This is a genomic window from Streptococcus sp. HSISS3 (assembly GCF_000448605.1).
In the GTDB taxonomy this organism is placed as follows: Bacteria; Bacillota; Bacilli; order Lactobacillales; family Streptococcaceae; genus Streptococcus; species Streptococcus raffinosi.
This window is the reverse complement of record NZ_CM002130.1, coordinates 716,936-732,566: the sequence shown is the minus strand read 5'-3', so window position 1 is coordinate 732,566 and position 15,631 is coordinate 716,936. Positions and strand designations below refer to the sequence as shown.

The following is a 15,631-nucleotide window of genomic DNA, read 5'->3' as shown; positions in this document are numbered from 1 at the left end:
TCATAAACGCTGAATACGTTTGAGTTTTCGACTGGTATCCCAATGATAATCGGAAAAATGGATTTCCGGAACCTTAAACTGCTTTTGCTGCGCCAAGAGTTGAAACTGAGCTGTGATAGCTTCTTCTACTTGCTCGTCTCGTTGGCTTAGACAGACTTCAACAATCTTCTCTGAATGTTGCTTGACTTGATAGTCTCCAACATTTTCCACAAAGAGAATACAACGCCTGATAAAATCAGGATAGATTGTCACCTGTCCTCCATCCTGACCTTCAAAGTAGAAGATATCATCGGAGCGACCTTCGACCTTGTCAATCCTTGTATAATGAGAACCACATGGACAAGGTTCAGGATTTTCAACCAAGATATCATTAAGTTTGTAACGATAAACAGGTTGACTGCTTCGCTTGAAATCCGTTATCACTGGATAAAATCGATGCTCATCCAGATACTCTTTCTCTACAAAAATGATATCCTCATTGAGGTGAAGATTGCCTGCAGAGCAAGTGCAGGCTAGAAAACCTTCCGTTGCTTGATAAACCTGGTCAATAATGGGGAGCTTAAAAGCACTTGAGATGCGAATTCTATCACTATCCTCTAAAATTTCTGCTACAGAGACAATTTTTTGCGGTGAGATAGACAAGTCTCCTGTTTTAAGACGCTTGCTCAACTCTATCAGCATGGAAGCTGGTGCCACAACAATCGTCGGTTGATAATGATTAAGACGTTCAATATGTTCATCGGTATTTTTGAAAATATCGAAGTATTCTAATCGTATCAATGACGTATTGATAGTCTGGTAGAGTTCATTATCTGCCCTAAGGAAAAAGGCAATTCGGTGGCCAAAAAGATGACTCTTTGGCAACATCTTAGCTAAAATAGCTGCCGCCCACATGCTTCGCTCTTTCTCGGTCGTGATGAAGAGGCCACGATGTCCCGATGTTCCTGAAGATAAACCAACAGCTACTTCACCTTTAAGTTCCGTGAAGTCACGAGTCTTTTCACTCTCAATAGCCAAGGCTAAAGCCTCATCGCGATCGATGCCTTGAGTGTTTAACTCGTTAAAATGCGTCATCATAAAGGTCTTATCCATATGGTCGAAGTCAGTAGGAACACCATTTTTAAAATAAGGAGACTCCCGTTTTAGAAAATCCATATAGTTAGATAATTGCTTTTTCTGATAAGCTTCTAAAGCTGCTCTCGTTTTGAAGTTGTGAAGCCATCTGGTTTGGATAAAGGTTTTAAGAAAGGTTATTTTTTTCATACAAGATACGCTCTATCCTTTCTACAGGGTCATGGCTAACTAGTACTTCCGTCCCATCTTTTAGGATATCCTCCAGTAACTCAGTCCCCTTGATATAATCCGCCATATTATCCTGAACCAAGGACGGAATGAGATGCATTTGTTTCGTATAAGGTAGCAAATCAACACCCCAGCACAAGTCCGCTGCGATAAAAAGATTATAATCTTGAATATAGAGACAAGCCTGGCCCTTGGCATGGCCATCAACAGAGGCTACCAAGATACTTCCATCTCCAAATAAATCATAGGTCGGACGATAAGGAAAAGTTGAGTTTTGCTGATCAGCCTTGATTACTGTTACCTGTTTCTCAAAAGACGCTGGCAAAAATTCCTTAAAAATCAAATCCTTCAACTTAGGCTTCTGATAAACCTCATAAACCTCCTGAGTCAGAAGGAAGCTCGCATTAGGAAAGAAGCCAGCCCCTCCCAAATGATCAGGATGCAGGTGGGAAAGCATAACATAGGTAATGTCCTCAGGCCTAATCCCCTCCGCCTTCAACAAGTTTGAAATCTGATCCTTTTCTGTCATCTGCACCGGCGTTCCCAAACGATACAAGCCATAGCGAAGCTGGGTCTTAATATCGTAGTGATAACCTGTATCATAAAGCAGATAGCCTTTATCTCTGTGTTTGATTAGAAAGACACCGGCTGGAAAGGTCATCTTTTTATTCTTGACTTTTTTGAACAAAAGACCAGTATAGCTAGTACAATATCCCGCAGGAAAATAATCAATGCTTTCGATAATCTTGGACATATTGTTCAATCCCTTCTGAAATCGTTATTTTAGGCCGATAGCCCAAGTCACGCTCTGCCTTGCTAATATCCAAAGTCTGACTATAGCGCAGTAAATAATAGGTATAGCGTGTTAGGGCTGGCTCTCCTTTGAGCTTTAGGCTCTTATAAATAAACTCCAAACTACTTGAAATAGCACACACAAGTGGAGCTGGGATTTTGCGATAGCGGATGGGATAGCCCAAACCTCTCAAGGTTTCTTCAATCAAGTTCCTAAATGCTCTGGGTTCTCCATTGGTAATATTATAAACCTCTCCAGCTGCTTGAGGAGTTTCCAAAGCCAGACGAATAGCCAAAGCAACATTTTCCACACAGGTCATATCCATCAGTTGGCGACCATCACCAATCAAAGGAATACCGATCTTCTGACTAAGATTAAGAATACGTGGCAAAATGCTGGTGTCTCCAATTCCAAAAAGTCCTCGAGGTCGCAATATGACACTAGACACATCAGGATAATCTTTAAATAGTTTTTCTGATGCCAATTTACTTCGAATGTAATTGTTAAGCCTATTTTCCTGAGGGGCATCGCTTTCTTTGATATCCAGCTGGTCTCTAGGTGCTGCATAGATACTTGGAGACGACACATATACCAAGCGCTCGATTTTAGCCTCACGGCAAGCCTCAAGGACATATTTAGTTCCTAAGACATTCGTTTGGTAAAAGTCTTCCCAAGGACCCCAGACTGTTGACAAAGCGCCGGCATGAACGACCATATCCATTTCCTGACAAGCCTTAGTCAAATCCTCTTGGTTTGTCAAATCTCCTTGAATAAAGGTCACAGAGGCATTTACCAGAGACTGGCCAATTGCACGATTACGACCAAAAGCTCTGACTTGATAACCGTGCTCAACCAGTTCTTCCACAACATATTTGCCTAAAAAACCTGTAGCACCCGTTACTAAAACTTTCTTCATTGTTTTTTCTCCTTGTCTGCCAGCAGGCGAGCAATTTCACCCTCCACTACTTCTGTAGGGTGGTATGACTTGGCAGCATGACTTAAAGCCTTTAGCTCTGACCAATCTTTCTTAGCCAACAATGTCTCAAAAGCTTTCCCAATTGCCTTGTCTTCCTCTCTTTTGGCAGTCAAAGCTACACCTGCCTCAAGTCCACGAATAGCATAGTCATACTGGTCATAATCGTGTGGCAGTATTAGGGCTAGCTTACTATGTATAATACATTGGTAAAAAATACCCGCACCACCATGATGAATGACATAATCCATCTGTGGAATGTACTCTTTGTAGGGAAGATAAGAAACCACTGAAACATTATCCATTAATTTTTGGCATTGGAATGCTTGCCCTCCAAGACCTAAAGTTACAAAAAACTGGCACTCTGGATGAGACTTAGCTAACAGCTTCGTTTGGTAAATTAAATTGTCCTTTGCCCAATCCAATTGGGTCCCACAGGTCACTAGGACTTTTTTATGATTAGCAAATGAAGACAAATCCAGAGGATAATCCTCACCTCGTTCTGCCGAAGCTCCAGAAGGACCCACCCAGTGGTAATGTTCTGGGAACCCTTTCTTTATCTCCAACTCTTTCATTCCTATTCCTAAAATAGAATACGGTGAATAGATACTCTCTTGTCCCTTATGGTTGTACATTTTAAAACCATAACGCTTTAAACGATTTCGTAATAAAAAAGTGGCGGAATACTTCAAGAAACGTGTCATTTTTCTGCCTAGCCATTGTTGAATCAATTGATTGCGATTCTTCGGACTTCCCATTCCTCCGAAAAAACAAGGAGGACCACCCGTCGTTTCAATAGCAAATTGTGTGGCCATTGTCGTTATCCATGGAATCCCCATTTGCTCTGCAACAAGTCCTCCCGACAAGGTTATGAAATCTGCAATCACTAAATCAGGTCGGTTTACTTCCCATTCCGATAGTAATTGATCGGAAACAAGATTAATAATATCAAGACTAGCTGATAGTTGACGATAAGCAGAAAAAAGGCCCAATTGCTCCTTATTATTAGCCACCCTTTCAAAGTCCGCTTCATGACCTTCAAGAATAGTAACAACCTTAAAGCCTGCTGCCTCAGCTACTGCACGTTTCTGCTGTCCTGTGAATAAACGAATATCATAGCGAGGATTTTTTAATAAAGGCATTAGCAGATTCATGGTTGGATAAAGGTGCCCACTTAATGGAACGATAACCACATCAATTTTTAGTTTTCCCATAACACTAGCATAGCAAATTTTTTTTGAAAGAACTACTCAAAACCAAATACTATCTAAACTCATTTTTTCTGAATAGATACACTTCTTCAGTAAGATTTTTCATCCATTAATCAATCAAAGCTTGCCACAAATACTTTATCACAAAACTTTTCAATATTTTTTATCAAGAATCCCCTAATTTACTTCCATCATAACAAATATTCTTTCCAAAGGAATTGAGAGGTAGTTTTCTGTCTCAGTAAAATCTGATAAACTAGAGTTATGCAAACAACAGACTCATTTAGTAAGGCAATTATTTTGGGAGCTACAGGAGGAATTGGACGTCACCTAGCAACTGAACTGGCAAAACATCTTGATTTTCTGGTTCTAGTAGGCCGAAATCCAGACAAATTAGTCCAACTGCAAAATGAATTAGCTGGAAGCAAGGCACAACTTTCAATCAAGGTTTTAAATCTGTGTGATAAGGAAGCACTGGAGAATTTTGGAAAGGCATTAGATGCTGACCTTCTGGTCAATTGTGCAGGACTAGCTAGCTTCTCCATAGGAAGTGATTTAGCCACAGAAAAGGAACAAGAGCTCTGGCAGGTAAACTACCATGCTCCAGTCCAGCTAATGAAATTGCTAGTGCAGAAAAATCGGAAAATCCGGCTAGTCCAACTTTCTTCACTGGCAGCTCTTTTTCCCCATCCCTATTTGGCCGCATACAGTGCCAGTAAGGCTGCTCTGCAAACTTACGTTCTAGCCCTCCATGAAGAACTAAAAAATGCAGATTCTCAGGTCCAGCTAGGTCTGTATATTCTTGGACCAGTCCAAACGCCCATTTTCTCTCAAAAACTAGTTGATGCTCTAGGAGGTAGTCGTTTTCAGATGAAGCCTGAGAAAGTCGCTCAGCAGTTGATTCGATTCATAGAAAGAGATACTTCCTATGCTGTTATCGGCCTTCGCTATCGCTTGCTCGTTTTGCTAGGTCGTCTGCTTCCCCAAGGATGGATCATTCGTCTCCTTGCAAGGTATTTACGAAAGGGACTTAATAGATGAAATTTATATTTATATTTTTAGGCGTTGCTTATCTTCTCTTATTTCTCATCCGCTGGTTGCTGTCACTAATCTATTACAAAAAAGTCAAATCTGATGCTACTGACTTCCCAGAAGAGCTTTTTACTGTGGTCCAACCCATCCTCTCTGGGGATCCTCGTTTAGAGAGTGATTTGCGAGCCAATCTCCAGCAAACAAAAGTAGTTGAGTTTTACTGGTTAATTGACCAGTCTGACACAGAAGCTCAGCATGTAGCGAACAAAATTTGCCAAGATGCTTCCTTTGCCCAACGCATTCGAATCTTTCTCATTGAAGACGTCCCTCAGGGGATTAATCCCAAGAGTTACAAGATTGAGCAGGTTGTAGAGGAGCTGACCCGGCCTTATCTGATTGTTTTGGACGATGATAGTGTGATTGATTTTTCTAAAATGGGTGAGCTGACTACCTATCTAGGTCAAGAGGTCATTCTGACAGGTATTCCCTATAACCAAGAAAGAAGTAATTTCTGGTCCAAGTTGGTTGCAGCATTCGTTAATGGCAATTCCTTTATTACCTATTTTACCATGGCACAAGTTGAGGCAAATTACTCCATCAACGGGATGTTTTATATCCTACCGGTAGAACTTGCAAAAGACCAGGGCCTCTTCACAGCGATTAAGGACTATCTATGTGATGATTTAGCCGTGGCCGATTTTCTAAGTAGTAAAGGGGTATCCATTGTTCAAACTCGAGTTACCTGTAATGTCCGTACGACCATCAAGAGTGCCACACAGTACTTGCTCCAGATGAAGCGGTGGCTTCTCTTTAGCTCTATCTATCTCAAAGAACACCTGGACTGGAAGGTTTTTTGCCTCATTGGCTTACCGAGTTTTCTGACTCTTCCAGTTTTGATCTTAAGTCTTATTTTAGGTTGGCCTTATCTTCTTCTAGCCTTAAGCTTACTGGTATTCAAGGCAGTTTGGATGCTCCTCTATCGACAAAGCATTCTAACCAATCGCTTACACTTGGATGAAGTCACCTACGAAGTGCTGAATGATTTCCTGCTTCCTTGGCTGTTTGTCTATGTTCTAATGACACCTCCTGTGATTAATTGGCGGGGGCGGAAGATTCGAGTGACGGATGGAAAGATTCGTTATGAGTAAGATGACGTCCTATTTAGTCCGTTTGTCTGCTTTGTCTCCTGATCAGACCATGCTAGACTCTGATCGCTTGGTTCTCTTTATTAGTGGGAGCAGTGATATTACTTGTGCCGGGCTGACAGCTGGGCAACTAGACCTCCTCCATGCAATTTGTCCATCTGGCTATTCAGTGGTAGCCAGTAATTTTCCCTTCAATCAAGATTTTGAACATATAAAGTCTCCACAAGTATCCCTCTTGTCAGCTTCTGCATCCCATATCATCTACTATTGGCATACGATTTTGAACCTTCGTTTCCAAAAGTTGTTACAAGTACACATGTCTCCCTTGTTAGAAACTCAGAAAGTAGTTCTTGTTTGTAAGAGTTCAGGTGTCAATATGCTGACCCAGTGGTTGAATAATTTGGAAAATGAGATATCCCTTCCAAGATTTCGCATAATCTCACTTGGACCTGTCTCCCAAAAACTCTTAAACAATAAAATATTAGAGGCTTTAGTGATTAAAGAAAAAAGATCCATATTCTAAATTCTTGGATAGCTATCCAAGAATATTCAAGTGGATACGGATCATTATAACTATGAATACAGAGAAGATGTGAAAGGAATCATTTATGACTGAATTGAACAAAATGATAAAGATTGATGTGATTAGCGTACCATTTAGTGGTCATTTATTTCCGACCTTGACACTTGTGAAACCCTTATTAGAAGACCCTCGTTTTCAAATACGTGTCATCACAGGTTATCAAAAGAAGAAATTAGTTGAAAAAATTGGCTTTGACTGTGTTGCCCTATTTCCAGATCGTCCGACAGTGATGGAAGATATCGCCAATACATCAGAACAAGCAAAACCGCATATTATGTACCAACAATTAATTGCAAATAGCAGACTAATTCCGGAAGTTATCGACGAAATCAAGCGAATTTGGGAGTTCGAGGGAAGACCAGACTTGGTTATTGCAGATTTCATTGCAGTTCCTGCTGGTATGTTAGCAGACCGTTTGGGAATTCCATGGATTACGACCATTCCAAGTCCAGTAGCTATTGAGAGTCGCACGACCACTCCTGCTTATTTAGGAGGGTGGAAACCCCATCAGGGAATCCTCTACAAATGTAGAGATGCACTGGGTAGACAGATTATCCGCATGGCAAAAAGAATTGGCTTTGCACTTGTTAAAAGAAATCTTAAAAATTTACAAGATTTCAAACTTTATAGAGAGGATGGTACAGAAACCATCTATTCTCCTTATTCAATTCTGGCTCTGGGAATAAAAGAGTTGGAGTTTAGAGATGATTTTCCACCCCATCTTAAGTGGGTTGGTTATCGCTGTCTTTCTTTTGACAAACTCCCCAAGGAACAAGAACAGTATTTCACGACCTCTAAAAAACGCGTGTTAGTGACTTGCGGCACCCATTTAAAATGGGAAAAAGAAAGAATGGTGAAATTGGCCCAAATACTAAGTCAAGAATATCCTGACTATCATTTTTATGTCACACTAGGTAACCCAAGTGGTTTGCAAAATCCGCCACATCATCTAAATAACAATCTTTTACTTTTCGATTATCTGCCCTACACAGACATTCTAGATAAAATGGACTTTGTGATACATCACGCTGGTTCCGGTATTCTAATGGGATGTATCGAACAAGGCATTCCTAGCCTTATTCTTCCTCAAGATTTTGATCAGTTTGACAACGCCTTACGAGCTGAATTAGCACAGGTAGGGCTTGTCTCTCGAAAAAAAACAGATTCTGAAGTCTTAGATTTATTCCAAGCATTAATTTCTCAAAAAGATTGGCCTAAATTACATTCTCTAACTCAGATAAGCAAAGCCTATCAACCTACAGAAATACTTTATCAAGAGATTGAAAGACTCTTAAACATAGATAAATAATCTTATTAACAAAAACTTAGGTCCTCTCCTAAGTTTTTTTGTAAATTTTAGTCAGTATAAAAAGCCAACCCGAGGGTCAGCTTCTTACTGTCTAATATCGATCAGCGAGTTCGTAAAAAGTGCGGACGACACGTCCTTTATAATGCACTCTGACTTTCCGTAGCCAAAGGCTATCACCTTTTTCAAGAATATTAAAGTTAGATTGGCTGACGAAAAAGTTACGTTTAGTGTCACCAACCTTAACCACTAGGAAATGATTAGCCCTTGTTCTTGGTGCTTTGGCAATTCTCTTTCCAATGATGACGCCAACAACCTTAGACCAATCCTCGCTATAATAACCCATCTTGGTTAAGACAAAGAGGAGAAATCTATCCGTTAATATCCAGATAATAGCGATAAGCCCAAGCAAAAAAACGATAAAGATTCCCGTCACCAAGCCTAGACTACCACTTTCACGCCCACTTTCAAACCAGAGATGTAAGCCTTTCTGATTTCCAAAATACAAGAGAGCTAGGAAAATACCTGTAAGGAGGAGAGCGAAGACTCTTTCACTATTTCTTAAAATAAAATCTTTCATGTCCTACTCCTTCTCTACCGTAGAGTAGCTACCATTTTCACTCTTGATAGCAATATCTGATGACATGGCAACTGATAAAGTAATTGGACCACGGACCTGGCCGTCACTATCTCTAAGTTCCCAATTGCTACCGTCAGTTGTTGTTGCAATCCCCTTGGTCTCTTGACCATTTTCATAAACCGGCAAAACATAAACTTCTGTCACACCTGGTAGTTCTTGACGCTGTCCTGTCGAGCTATCCTCAATCACAAAGGTTGAACTGGCCTGGTCGTAGACCACCTTTTTAGTGTCAGAAATGGGCTTGTCTGACTTTTTAGCCAAATCAGAAATAGCAGATGCTGCTTTATCTACCGTCCCCTGTGAGACCAGTTCATTTCCTGTAAGCCCTGTGATGACTTGTATCTTCTTAGGTTGCGATTTAAGCATTTCTCGGGTGAAAAAGCCATTGGCTAGGAAAAAGATACCACATACCATAATGAGAAAATAGACGACAATAATCTTTTGCCCTGTTCGGGTGGGCTCGGTCACTTCCGTCACTTGACGTATCGGACGTCCCTGCCAAACATCTTGCTTGTATTTCTTATCCAAGAGGTCACAAAGGTAGGCCTCCAACAATGTGAAATCAAACTCCTTGGCTAACGTTTCAAGCCCTTCCAAGGTCTCATATTTCAGGCCGCCTCTTTCGAGTATAGCGCCTATAGTCATAGTCAAACGGTAGGCAAAATCCTGATCACCTAGCCAGCCCAAATCAGAGCACTGATTGATATAACCATTGAGTTTAGAAATAGTCAGAGGATTGCAAAGAAAATACTCCTCAACAACTTGAAGAAAACTATCCTGATCTTTGATAGCTAAATCTTCTCTAAGAACAGAGTCCTCGCTAGTCCTTGAATGAGGCTCACTTTGATTGAACGTTTCATGAATATCAGATAAGGCTAACTCATCCAACTGTTCCTGTTCTTCCTCAGAGATTACCTGCTGAAAGTCATGTTCTGTCACTTGCTTGTCTTCGACTTCTTCCGTCGCAGAAGCCGTAAGCTCAAGTTCTTCAATACTTTCTTGATCTTGGCTAGACTTGCTAGCATCTGTAGCTTTTTTAAAGGAATCTTCTAGCTGAGAGGCAGATACCAGACCGACCACGCTGCCATCGGCCTGTTTATGGCCTATGACAGCACCCACATCCTCATTTCCAGAATACGATTTTTGCCAGGCAAGGGCCTCTTGATAAGCCTTTTGCAGGCGTTGAAAATTTTCAGGATCATCCTCAGGGTGATAAACCTTACTTTGTTTGGCGTAGGCTCTCTTGATGTCCTTAAGATTATTGGTTGGTTGAATGCCCAAAATCGACCAAAAATTCATGCGTCACCTCCTATCTCCAGAAATTAGGGTCATCAGACCTATCAAAGGGCTCACCAGTCTCCTCATGGTCAGCTTCTTCTTGACGGAAAATATCCAAATCATCTAGTGACAAGATATTTTCAATGCTATCAAGATAAGCTTGGTAGCGTTTCACGATTTCTTTTCGCTTCTTGATATTGTTAATAGCCAACTGATAGCCTTTTTCAAAATCTTCCATTTGCCACAAAAAATGTAATTGCATCTTATAAGGCATTTCCATGACTAAACGATAGGCTCGCTCTGATTGCGTTTTAAAGTCGGCCTCAAAGGACAATTGATCAGAGACAAGCTTGATATTCTCAAGGTGCTCACTCTTATCGACTTCTTCGATTTTACTTTGATTACCGATACGATACGTTTTAGTCTCGCCTGTTGACCCCAGTTTAACCTCTATATAGAGCATGGAATTAATATCGTAAGTAAAGGTGGTCTCAAAAAACTCTGTCTTAGTCGCAGTTCCAGGAACATCGATAATAAACTCATCCAAAAAGAGATTTGCTTCAGGATCGAGCGATTCTCCCTGATAAATCATAAAGCGACATTGTTTCTGTCCCCGACTGGCATAATAATATTTGCTTGCAGAGGTCGGAAGGACAGACAGCTTATTAATGACCTTTGAAAAGATGTTTTTATCAAAGTCAGAGTCATAGGCACTGATTCCCAATGAGAAAGGACAAATATCTGTAATCACTAAATCTTTGACCTTCTCTTGACGCTCCTTGACTGCCAAGTAAGTCCCCAAACCACGCGCAACCAACTCATCCATATCTTTCAGACGCTTAATAGGAAGATTGAGCAGATTCGTGATATAAGATTGAACCAAAGGCATCATCCTAGACCCACCGACCAAGATAAAGGCATCCAGTTCATGTGCCTTGTAACCACTATCACTCACCGCCCTACCAATAACTTTCTTAACACGGTCAAGAACCGGTTGAATGATGGTCTTAAGCTCTGCCTGATTGTATTGTTTCATGTAATATTGGTCATCATAGGTCAAGGATACCGCAGCCACTTTTTCCTTTTGCAGCTTTAGTTTGCATCGCTCTGCGGATAAGAGGAGACTAGATTTTTGCTTCCTACCTAATTTCTCCAAATCAATCCCTTGCGACTGGCAAAAATCTTCAGCAATAGCCTTATCAAAGTCACTACCACCCAAGAAGTTATCCCCTGCAATGGAAACAATTGAAATCACATTATCAAAGCAATCAACCACAGAAACATCAAGCGTTCCTCCTCCAAAGTCGAAGACAATGAAAGACTCATCCTTGCCAATCTTATGACAAGAAATGGCTGCCGCAGAAGGCTCGTTAATCAAACGTTCCACCTTAATGCCCAATCGTTGTCCAATAGCCTTGGTGGCTGAACGCTGCTTCTCGTTAAAATAAGCTGGCACACTAATGAGTACCTCATCTACCTTTTCACCTAAGTAGTTTTCAGCATCTGCCACCAACTGTTTAACCACTAGGGTTGATAAATCCGTTGCCGAAAAGGCTTCCCCATCAAGGTAAAACATTTCATTGCTTCCCATGGAACGTTTAAAGAGTTGGGCCGTATTATCAGGATCAGTCACTAAGCGTTCCTTCGCAATTTTTCCAACTGTCAAGACATCGTCTGACACATGGACAACGCTTGGCGTCAAATAGTCGCCAAAACTATTTGGAATCAGCTGGACCTCTCCCTCACGATAGGTAACCGCTAAACTATTCGTCGTTCCCAAATCAATACCAATTGTTGCCATAACATTCTCCTAAACTGCTTTTGTCTTTCTATTATAACATAGTCAAAAATGTCCTCTTCAAGTGGTAAATAAACGTTTTCAAATACGCCATGAACTAAGAAGGCCTGCATATAATGACATCACATTCTTTTTGAGAACAAAGTGAGTATAACTGAGACTTTCCGCTATGATAAAAACCCCCGAAGAACTTAAACTTCAGAGGTTCAGAAATATCGAGACCTTATACTCTAAGCATAGGCATGGAACTTCTTTGAAATTCGCTGACATCCGTCATAACCCAAGGAAAGTCTCAAAAGAGATTCTTTATCAAAAAATAAAAGCCAACCCAAGGTCAGCTTTTCATTTATCTTAATGACTATTTTTTGAATGGTTCTTCCACCATGATGAGAGGATAGAACCTGAGATATTGTGCCAAATACTAAAGATAGTTGATGGGATAGCAGCTTGTGGCACGAAATATTTCATAGCAAGCGTTGCCCCAAGACTTGAGTCTTGCATACCCACTTCGAAGGTAATGGCTTTTTGTTGTGGCTCTTCCAAACCAAGGATTTTTGAAAATCCAAAACCAAGGGCATACCCACAAAGATTGTGGAGCATGACAACTGGAATGACAAGAGCTGTTGCTGCTGTGAAAATATTGGCATGGTTGGCAGAAACAACTGCCCCAACAATCAAGAGGATAGCAGCCTGTGAAATCAAAGGCATAATCTTAATGATGGCATCGATTTTCTTACCAAAGATTGAGTGAACGAGCACACCCAAGATAATAGGGACAACCACGATACGCAAGGTACTTAGGAAGAGGCTTTGGGCAGGGACACTCACGTACTGACCAGCCAAGAATGACAAGAGGGTTGGAATCATGAGTGGTGCCAAGAGAGTTGAGAGGGTTTCAATAGAGACATCCAAGGCAACATCCCCACCTGAAAGGAAGGCCATGACACTCGATGAAGTCCCACTTGGACAAGAGCCAACAAGGATAACCCCTGCTGCTGTCGCACCTTTCAGATGGAAAATCATACAAAGCAACCAAGCCAAACCAGGCATGATGACATAGTGAGCTACAGTCCCGAGAACAACTGGAATTGGACGCTTAGCAATACGTTTAAAATCTTCAGTTGTCAAGGTAAGCCCCATACCAAAGAGAATCAAACCAAGCAGATAAGCCGTATTGGGAATGACCCAACTACTAGTTGCAGGAAAGGCGTAGTTAAAGGCCGCCCAGAGGATAACAGCTACAGTAAACCATTTGCTGAGCCATTTACTAAAAGATACAAGTGACTCCATAATGAAACCTTCTTTCTATTTTCACGATATAGTATAGCACTTTCATTTTGAATTTCAAGGTAAATTTCGAATTTTCTGAAATTATTTTCAAAAAATAAACCCTCACACTTAACATGCGAGGATTTTGTGATTTCTATAAACCTTAAGCCTTGTCTTGCGACTTTTCTTCAAATTGCTGAGCCCGTTCTTCTCCCCACCACAGTGGCAACAATTCTCCCAGAGTGATAGTCTGGCGTGTTTCGTAGTCAACCATAAACTCTAAATGACGATTGTCGGGATGGAGTTCCATTAAAAATTCTCGACAAGCTCCACAAGGCATGCCAGATGGTCCACCATGAGGTGGCTGGTCACGAAAGGCGATAATACGCTTGACCTTAGTCTGACCAGTTTCTTGATACATATTGAAAAGGGCAGCCCTTTCGGCACATAGATGGAAAACACCACACGTCCCTTCCATACAAAAGCCTGTGAAAATTTGCCCATCTTCAGCCTCAACGGCAGCTACAACGTGCCTAGCATAGACAAAGTCTGAGACTTCCTGTGGCTGATACAAAGCTTTTGCCTCTTCATACATCTTCTGCCAAGTATCCATTATTTCTCCTTTAACCTCGATCACTTTCTCTATGAGACTTGATAAAGAGTGCAAGCACTATTGATACTGCCGTATAAGCCAAAATAAACAAAAGTGATTTCCATGAAAATGTCCCATTGATAGCAAAATTAACGACCAATTCATTGACATGATAGACAGGTGTCCACTCAGAGATACTCTGAACCCACTTAGGGAACATGGAAATAGGAACCCATGAACCACTCACTATAGGCAAGACAAGGTAAATAATATTAGCTACAAGAGACATGATTTGTTGAGATTTAATCTGAGCGATAAGTAAACCAAAAGCTAGAAAGAGTAGACTGGACAAGAGTAAAAGAGCACCTGATCCTAGCCATCTAAAGAATGGCATCTCAACATCTCGGAAAAAGGCACCTACACAAAAGGTCACAATGATAGCAACCATAAAGTTTAGAAGCACACGAAAAATTTTAGAAAGATAATAAGCTGCGATACTAACCTTTGAGTGCTCGATATAGGTCAACCAGTGTTCAATTCGATCCTCTTGTAACATATAGGGAAAGGTGAACAAACCAAAACTAGACATAGAAAAGCCAGTCATGGTTAACATATAAGACAGCAAAAACTCTTTTTGGGCTTCTGGAGTAGGCGCTGAGAAAATACTTGAAAAAAGGAGGAAAAAGCCAACAGGTATCCCGATTCCCATGATAAAGACTGGCCAGCTACGCCATGTTTTTATCCATTCTATTTTTAATAATGCTTTCATGCCTTGTCCTCCCTTGTTGAATCAAATAGGCTATCCAAGAGTGTTTTATTTTGGATTTCAATATCAGAAATTCCACAGCCTGATTTTTCGAGTCTTTGCCATACCTTTTCGATATCTTTGGTCATGAAGCTAATGACATCCCGCTTTTCAGTAACCTCATATATATCTTCCAAGCCATGAACAATGTTAACAAAGCTACTTGGAAGAGTGACCTGTTTCTCTTTCTCTTCATGTCGCATAGCATATGGTGTGGTATCTCTGATAAGTTTTCCTTGATGGAGGACTAAGATACGGTCAGCTGTGTGTTCCACTTCTTCAATATAGTGAGAGGAATAGAGAATGGTCACACCTGATTTTTTCAAATCATTAACAATCTCCCAGAAACGCTGACGAGTCGAGGTATCCATACCCGCTGTCGGTTCGTCCAAAAAGAGGATTTTAGGTTTATCAATCAAACAAAGGACAAAAGCCAGAAGACGTCTTTGCCCACCTGAGAGTTTGTCCGCAAACTGCTGGTACTGGTCTTCCTTAAATTGCAGGAGTTCCTGAACCTCTTGATTGGTCAAGGGATTATCAGAAATAGATTGGAAGAAGGCAATCAGCTCACTGACTTTCAAACTATTTGGAATGGTATTTTCCTGAAGGAGAACCGCGATTTTATTTTTGGCCTTACCTGCCTTACCATCAATGAGGACCTGACCACTGCTGGGCTTTTTATCTCCAAGAATACAAGACATCAAGACAGTCTTACCCGCCCCATTAGGTCCAATCAAGGCGACACAATCTCCCTGATTTATCTCAAAACTAATATCCTCTAAAATGGTCTTTCCCTTGATGCGTTTTCCAAGGGATGTGACTTGAATAACCGTTTCACTCATACGTGTGATGTCCTTTCTTTTGTATAGGAACCATGCTAATTGACAATAGAGCTGATATCATT

At 40.9% G+C, this 15,631-nt stretch carries 15 protein-coding genes; 4 read left to right on the top strand and 11 right to left on the bottom strand.

All coding sequences use genetic code 11. The annotated features are described in order from the left end of the window. From HSISS3_RS03545 to HSISS3_RS03530, 4 genes are read right to left on the bottom strand one after another with little or no spacing between them, the layout of a single operon-like run. Window positions 1-1,263 carry a F390 synthetase-related protein gene (locus HSISS3_RS03545; RefSeq protein WP_021151720.1) on the bottom strand — a complete coding sequence of 421 codons (1,263 nt, stop codon included), beginning with the start codon at window positions 1,261-1,263 and terminating at the stop codon, window positions 1-3. Further along, window positions 1,241-2,056, bottom strand: coding sequence for an MBL fold metallo-hydrolase (locus tag HSISS3_RS03540; RefSeq protein ID WP_021151719.1), 816 nt, complete (start codon window positions 2,054-2,056; stop codon window positions 1,241-1,243). The genes HSISS3_RS03545 and HSISS3_RS03540 overlap by 23 nt, the downstream gene beginning before the upstream one ends. Further along, window positions 2,031-3,011 carry an NAD-dependent epimerase/dehydratase family protein gene (locus HSISS3_RS03535; RefSeq protein ID WP_021151718.1) on the bottom strand — a complete coding sequence of 327 codons (981 nt, stop codon included), beginning with the start codon at window positions 3,009-3,011 and terminating at the stop codon, window positions 2,031-2,033. The genes HSISS3_RS03540 and HSISS3_RS03535 overlap by 26 nt, the downstream gene beginning before the upstream one ends. Further along, the gene (locus tag HSISS3_RS03530; protein ID WP_021151717.1) at window positions 3,008-4,282 is read right to left on the bottom strand and encodes a glycosyltransferase; all 1,275 of its coding nucleotides are present in this window, start codon (window positions 4,280-4,282) and stop codon (window positions 3,008-3,010) included. Before HSISS3_RS03530 ends, HSISS3_RS03535 begins: the two co-directional genes overlap by 4 nt. Before the next feature lie 261 nt (window positions 4,283-4,543). Between HSISS3_RS03530 and HSISS3_RS03525 the strand changes: the two genes are divergently transcribed. The 4 genes from HSISS3_RS03525 (at window position 4,544) to HSISS3_RS03510 (ending at window position 8,348) form a co-directional block, all read left to right on the top strand. Continuing rightward, window positions 4,544-5,320: an SDR family NAD(P)-dependent oxidoreductase gene (locus HSISS3_RS03525; RefSeq protein WP_021151716.1), complete on the top strand. Its 777-nt coding sequence runs from the start codon at window positions 4,544-4,546 to the stop codon at window positions 5,318-5,320. Further along, complete coding sequence (locus HSISS3_RS03520) at window positions 5,317-6,459, top strand: glycosyltransferase family 2 protein (RefSeq protein ID WP_021151715.1); 1,143 nt, start codon at window positions 5,317-5,319, stop codon at window positions 6,457-6,459. Before HSISS3_RS03525 ends, HSISS3_RS03520 begins: the two co-directional genes overlap by 4 nt. Then, window positions 6,452-6,979: a hypothetical protein gene (locus HSISS3_RS03515; protein ID WP_240472098.1), complete on the top strand. Its 528-nt coding sequence runs from the start codon at window positions 6,452-6,454 to the stop codon at window positions 6,977-6,979. The genes HSISS3_RS03520 and HSISS3_RS03515 overlap by 8 nt, the downstream gene beginning before the upstream one ends. Window positions 6,980-7,064: 85 nt before the next feature. After that, window positions 7,065-8,348, top strand: a complete 1,284-nt coding sequence (locus HSISS3_RS03510) for a glycosyltransferase (protein ID WP_021151714.1) — start codon at window positions 7,065-7,067, stop codon at window positions 8,346-8,348. 91 nt (window positions 8,349-8,439) lie between these two features. On the opposite strand, the gene HSISS3_RS03505 is transcribed toward HSISS3_RS03510, so the two are convergent. The 7 genes from HSISS3_RS03505 to HSISS3_RS03475 form a co-directional block, all read right to left on the bottom strand. Beyond that, the gene (locus HSISS3_RS03505; RefSeq protein WP_021151713.1) at window positions 8,440-8,925 is read right to left on the bottom strand and encodes a hypothetical protein; all 486 of its coding nucleotides are present in this window, start codon (window positions 8,923-8,925) and stop codon (window positions 8,440-8,442) included. A gap of 3 nt (window positions 8,926-8,928) precedes the next feature. Further along, a complete protein-coding gene (locus HSISS3_RS03500) occupies window positions 8,929-10,284 on the bottom strand; it encodes a J domain-containing protein (protein ID WP_021151712.1) in 1,356 nt (451 codons plus the stop codon). 10 nt (window positions 10,285-10,294) lie between these two features. After that, on the bottom strand, window positions 10,295-12,064 hold the full coding sequence (locus HSISS3_RS03495) for an Hsp70 family protein (protein WP_021151711.1): 1,770 nt from the start codon (window positions 12,062-12,064) through the stop codon (window positions 10,295-10,297). Window positions 12,065-12,412: 348 nt separating this feature from the next. Continuing rightward, complete coding sequence (locus HSISS3_RS03490) at window positions 12,413-13,351, bottom strand: bile acid:sodium symporter family protein (protein ID WP_021151710.1); 939 nt, start codon at window positions 13,349-13,351, stop codon at window positions 12,413-12,415. Window positions 13,352-13,493: 142 nt separating this feature from the next. Continuing rightward, a complete protein-coding gene (locus HSISS3_RS03485) occupies window positions 13,494-13,943 on the bottom strand; it encodes a cytidine deaminase family protein (RefSeq protein WP_021151709.1) in 450 nt (149 codons plus the stop codon). A gap of 10 nt (window positions 13,944-13,953) precedes the next feature. Beyond that, complete coding sequence (locus tag HSISS3_RS03480) at window positions 13,954-14,691, bottom strand: ABC transporter permease (RefSeq protein WP_021151708.1); 738 nt, start codon at window positions 14,689-14,691, stop codon at window positions 13,954-13,956. Beyond that, on the bottom strand, window positions 14,688-15,569 hold the full coding sequence (locus tag HSISS3_RS03475; protein WP_021151707.1) for an ABC transporter ATP-binding protein: 882 nt from the start codon (window positions 15,567-15,569) through the stop codon (window positions 14,688-14,690). The genes HSISS3_RS03480 and HSISS3_RS03475 overlap by 4 nt, the downstream gene beginning before the upstream one ends. Between the last annotated feature and the right edge of the window lie 62 nt (window positions 15,570-15,631).

Bases quoted from the DNA above. Each gene is read 5' to 3' on its own strand.
- HSISS3_RS03545 (WP_021151720.1), bottom strand. From the start codon at position 1,263: ATGAAAAAAATAACCTTTCTTAAAACCTTTATCCAAACCAGATGGCTT.
- HSISS3_RS03540 (WP_021151719.1), bottom strand. From the start codon at position 2,056: ATGTCCAAGATTATCGAAAGCATTGATTATTTTCCTGCGGGATATTGT.
- HSISS3_RS03535 (WP_021151718.1), bottom strand. From the start codon at position 3,011: ATGAAGAAAGTTTTAGTAACGGGTGCTACAGGTTTTTTAGGCAAATAT.
- HSISS3_RS03530 (WP_021151717.1), bottom strand. From the start codon at position 4,282: ATGGGAAAACTAAAAATTGATGTGGTTATCGTTCCATTAAGTGGGCAC.
- HSISS3_RS03525 (WP_021151716.1), top strand. From the start codon at position 4,544: ATGCAAACAACAGACTCATTTAGTAAGGCAATTATTTTGGGAGCTACA.
- HSISS3_RS03520 (WP_021151715.1), top strand. From the start codon at position 5,317: ATGAAATTTATATTTATATTTTTAGGCGTTGCTTATCTTCTCTTATTT.
- HSISS3_RS03515 (WP_240472098.1), top strand. From the start codon at position 6,452: ATGAGTAAGATGACGTCCTATTTAGTCCGTTTGTCTGCTTTGTCTCCT.
- HSISS3_RS03510 (WP_021151714.1), top strand. From the start codon at position 7,065: ATGACTGAATTGAACAAAATGATAAAGATTGATGTGATTAGCGTACCA.
- HSISS3_RS03505 (WP_021151713.1), bottom strand. From the start codon at position 8,925: ATGAAAGATTTTATTTTAAGAAATAGTGAAAGAGTCTTCGCTCTCCTC.
- HSISS3_RS03500 (WP_021151712.1), bottom strand. From the start codon at position 10,284: ATGAATTTTTGGTCGATTTTGGGCATTCAACCAACCAATAATCTTAAG.
- HSISS3_RS03495 (WP_021151711.1), bottom strand. From the start codon at position 12,064: ATGGCAACAATTGGTATTGATTTGGGAACGACGAATAGTTTAGCGGTT.
- HSISS3_RS03490 (WP_021151710.1), bottom strand. From the start codon at position 13,351: ATGGAGTCACTTGTATCTTTTAGTAAATGGCTCAGCAAATGGTTTACT.
- HSISS3_RS03485 (WP_021151709.1), bottom strand. From the start codon at position 13,943: ATGGATACTTGGCAGAAGATGTATGAAGAGGCAAAAGCTTTGTATCAG.
- HSISS3_RS03480 (WP_021151708.1), bottom strand. From the start codon at position 14,691: ATGAAAGCATTATTAAAAATAGAATGGATAAAAACATGGCGTAGCTGG.
- HSISS3_RS03475 (WP_021151707.1), bottom strand. From the start codon at position 15,569: ATGAGTGAAACGGTTATTCAAGTCACATCCCTTGGAAAACGCATCAAG.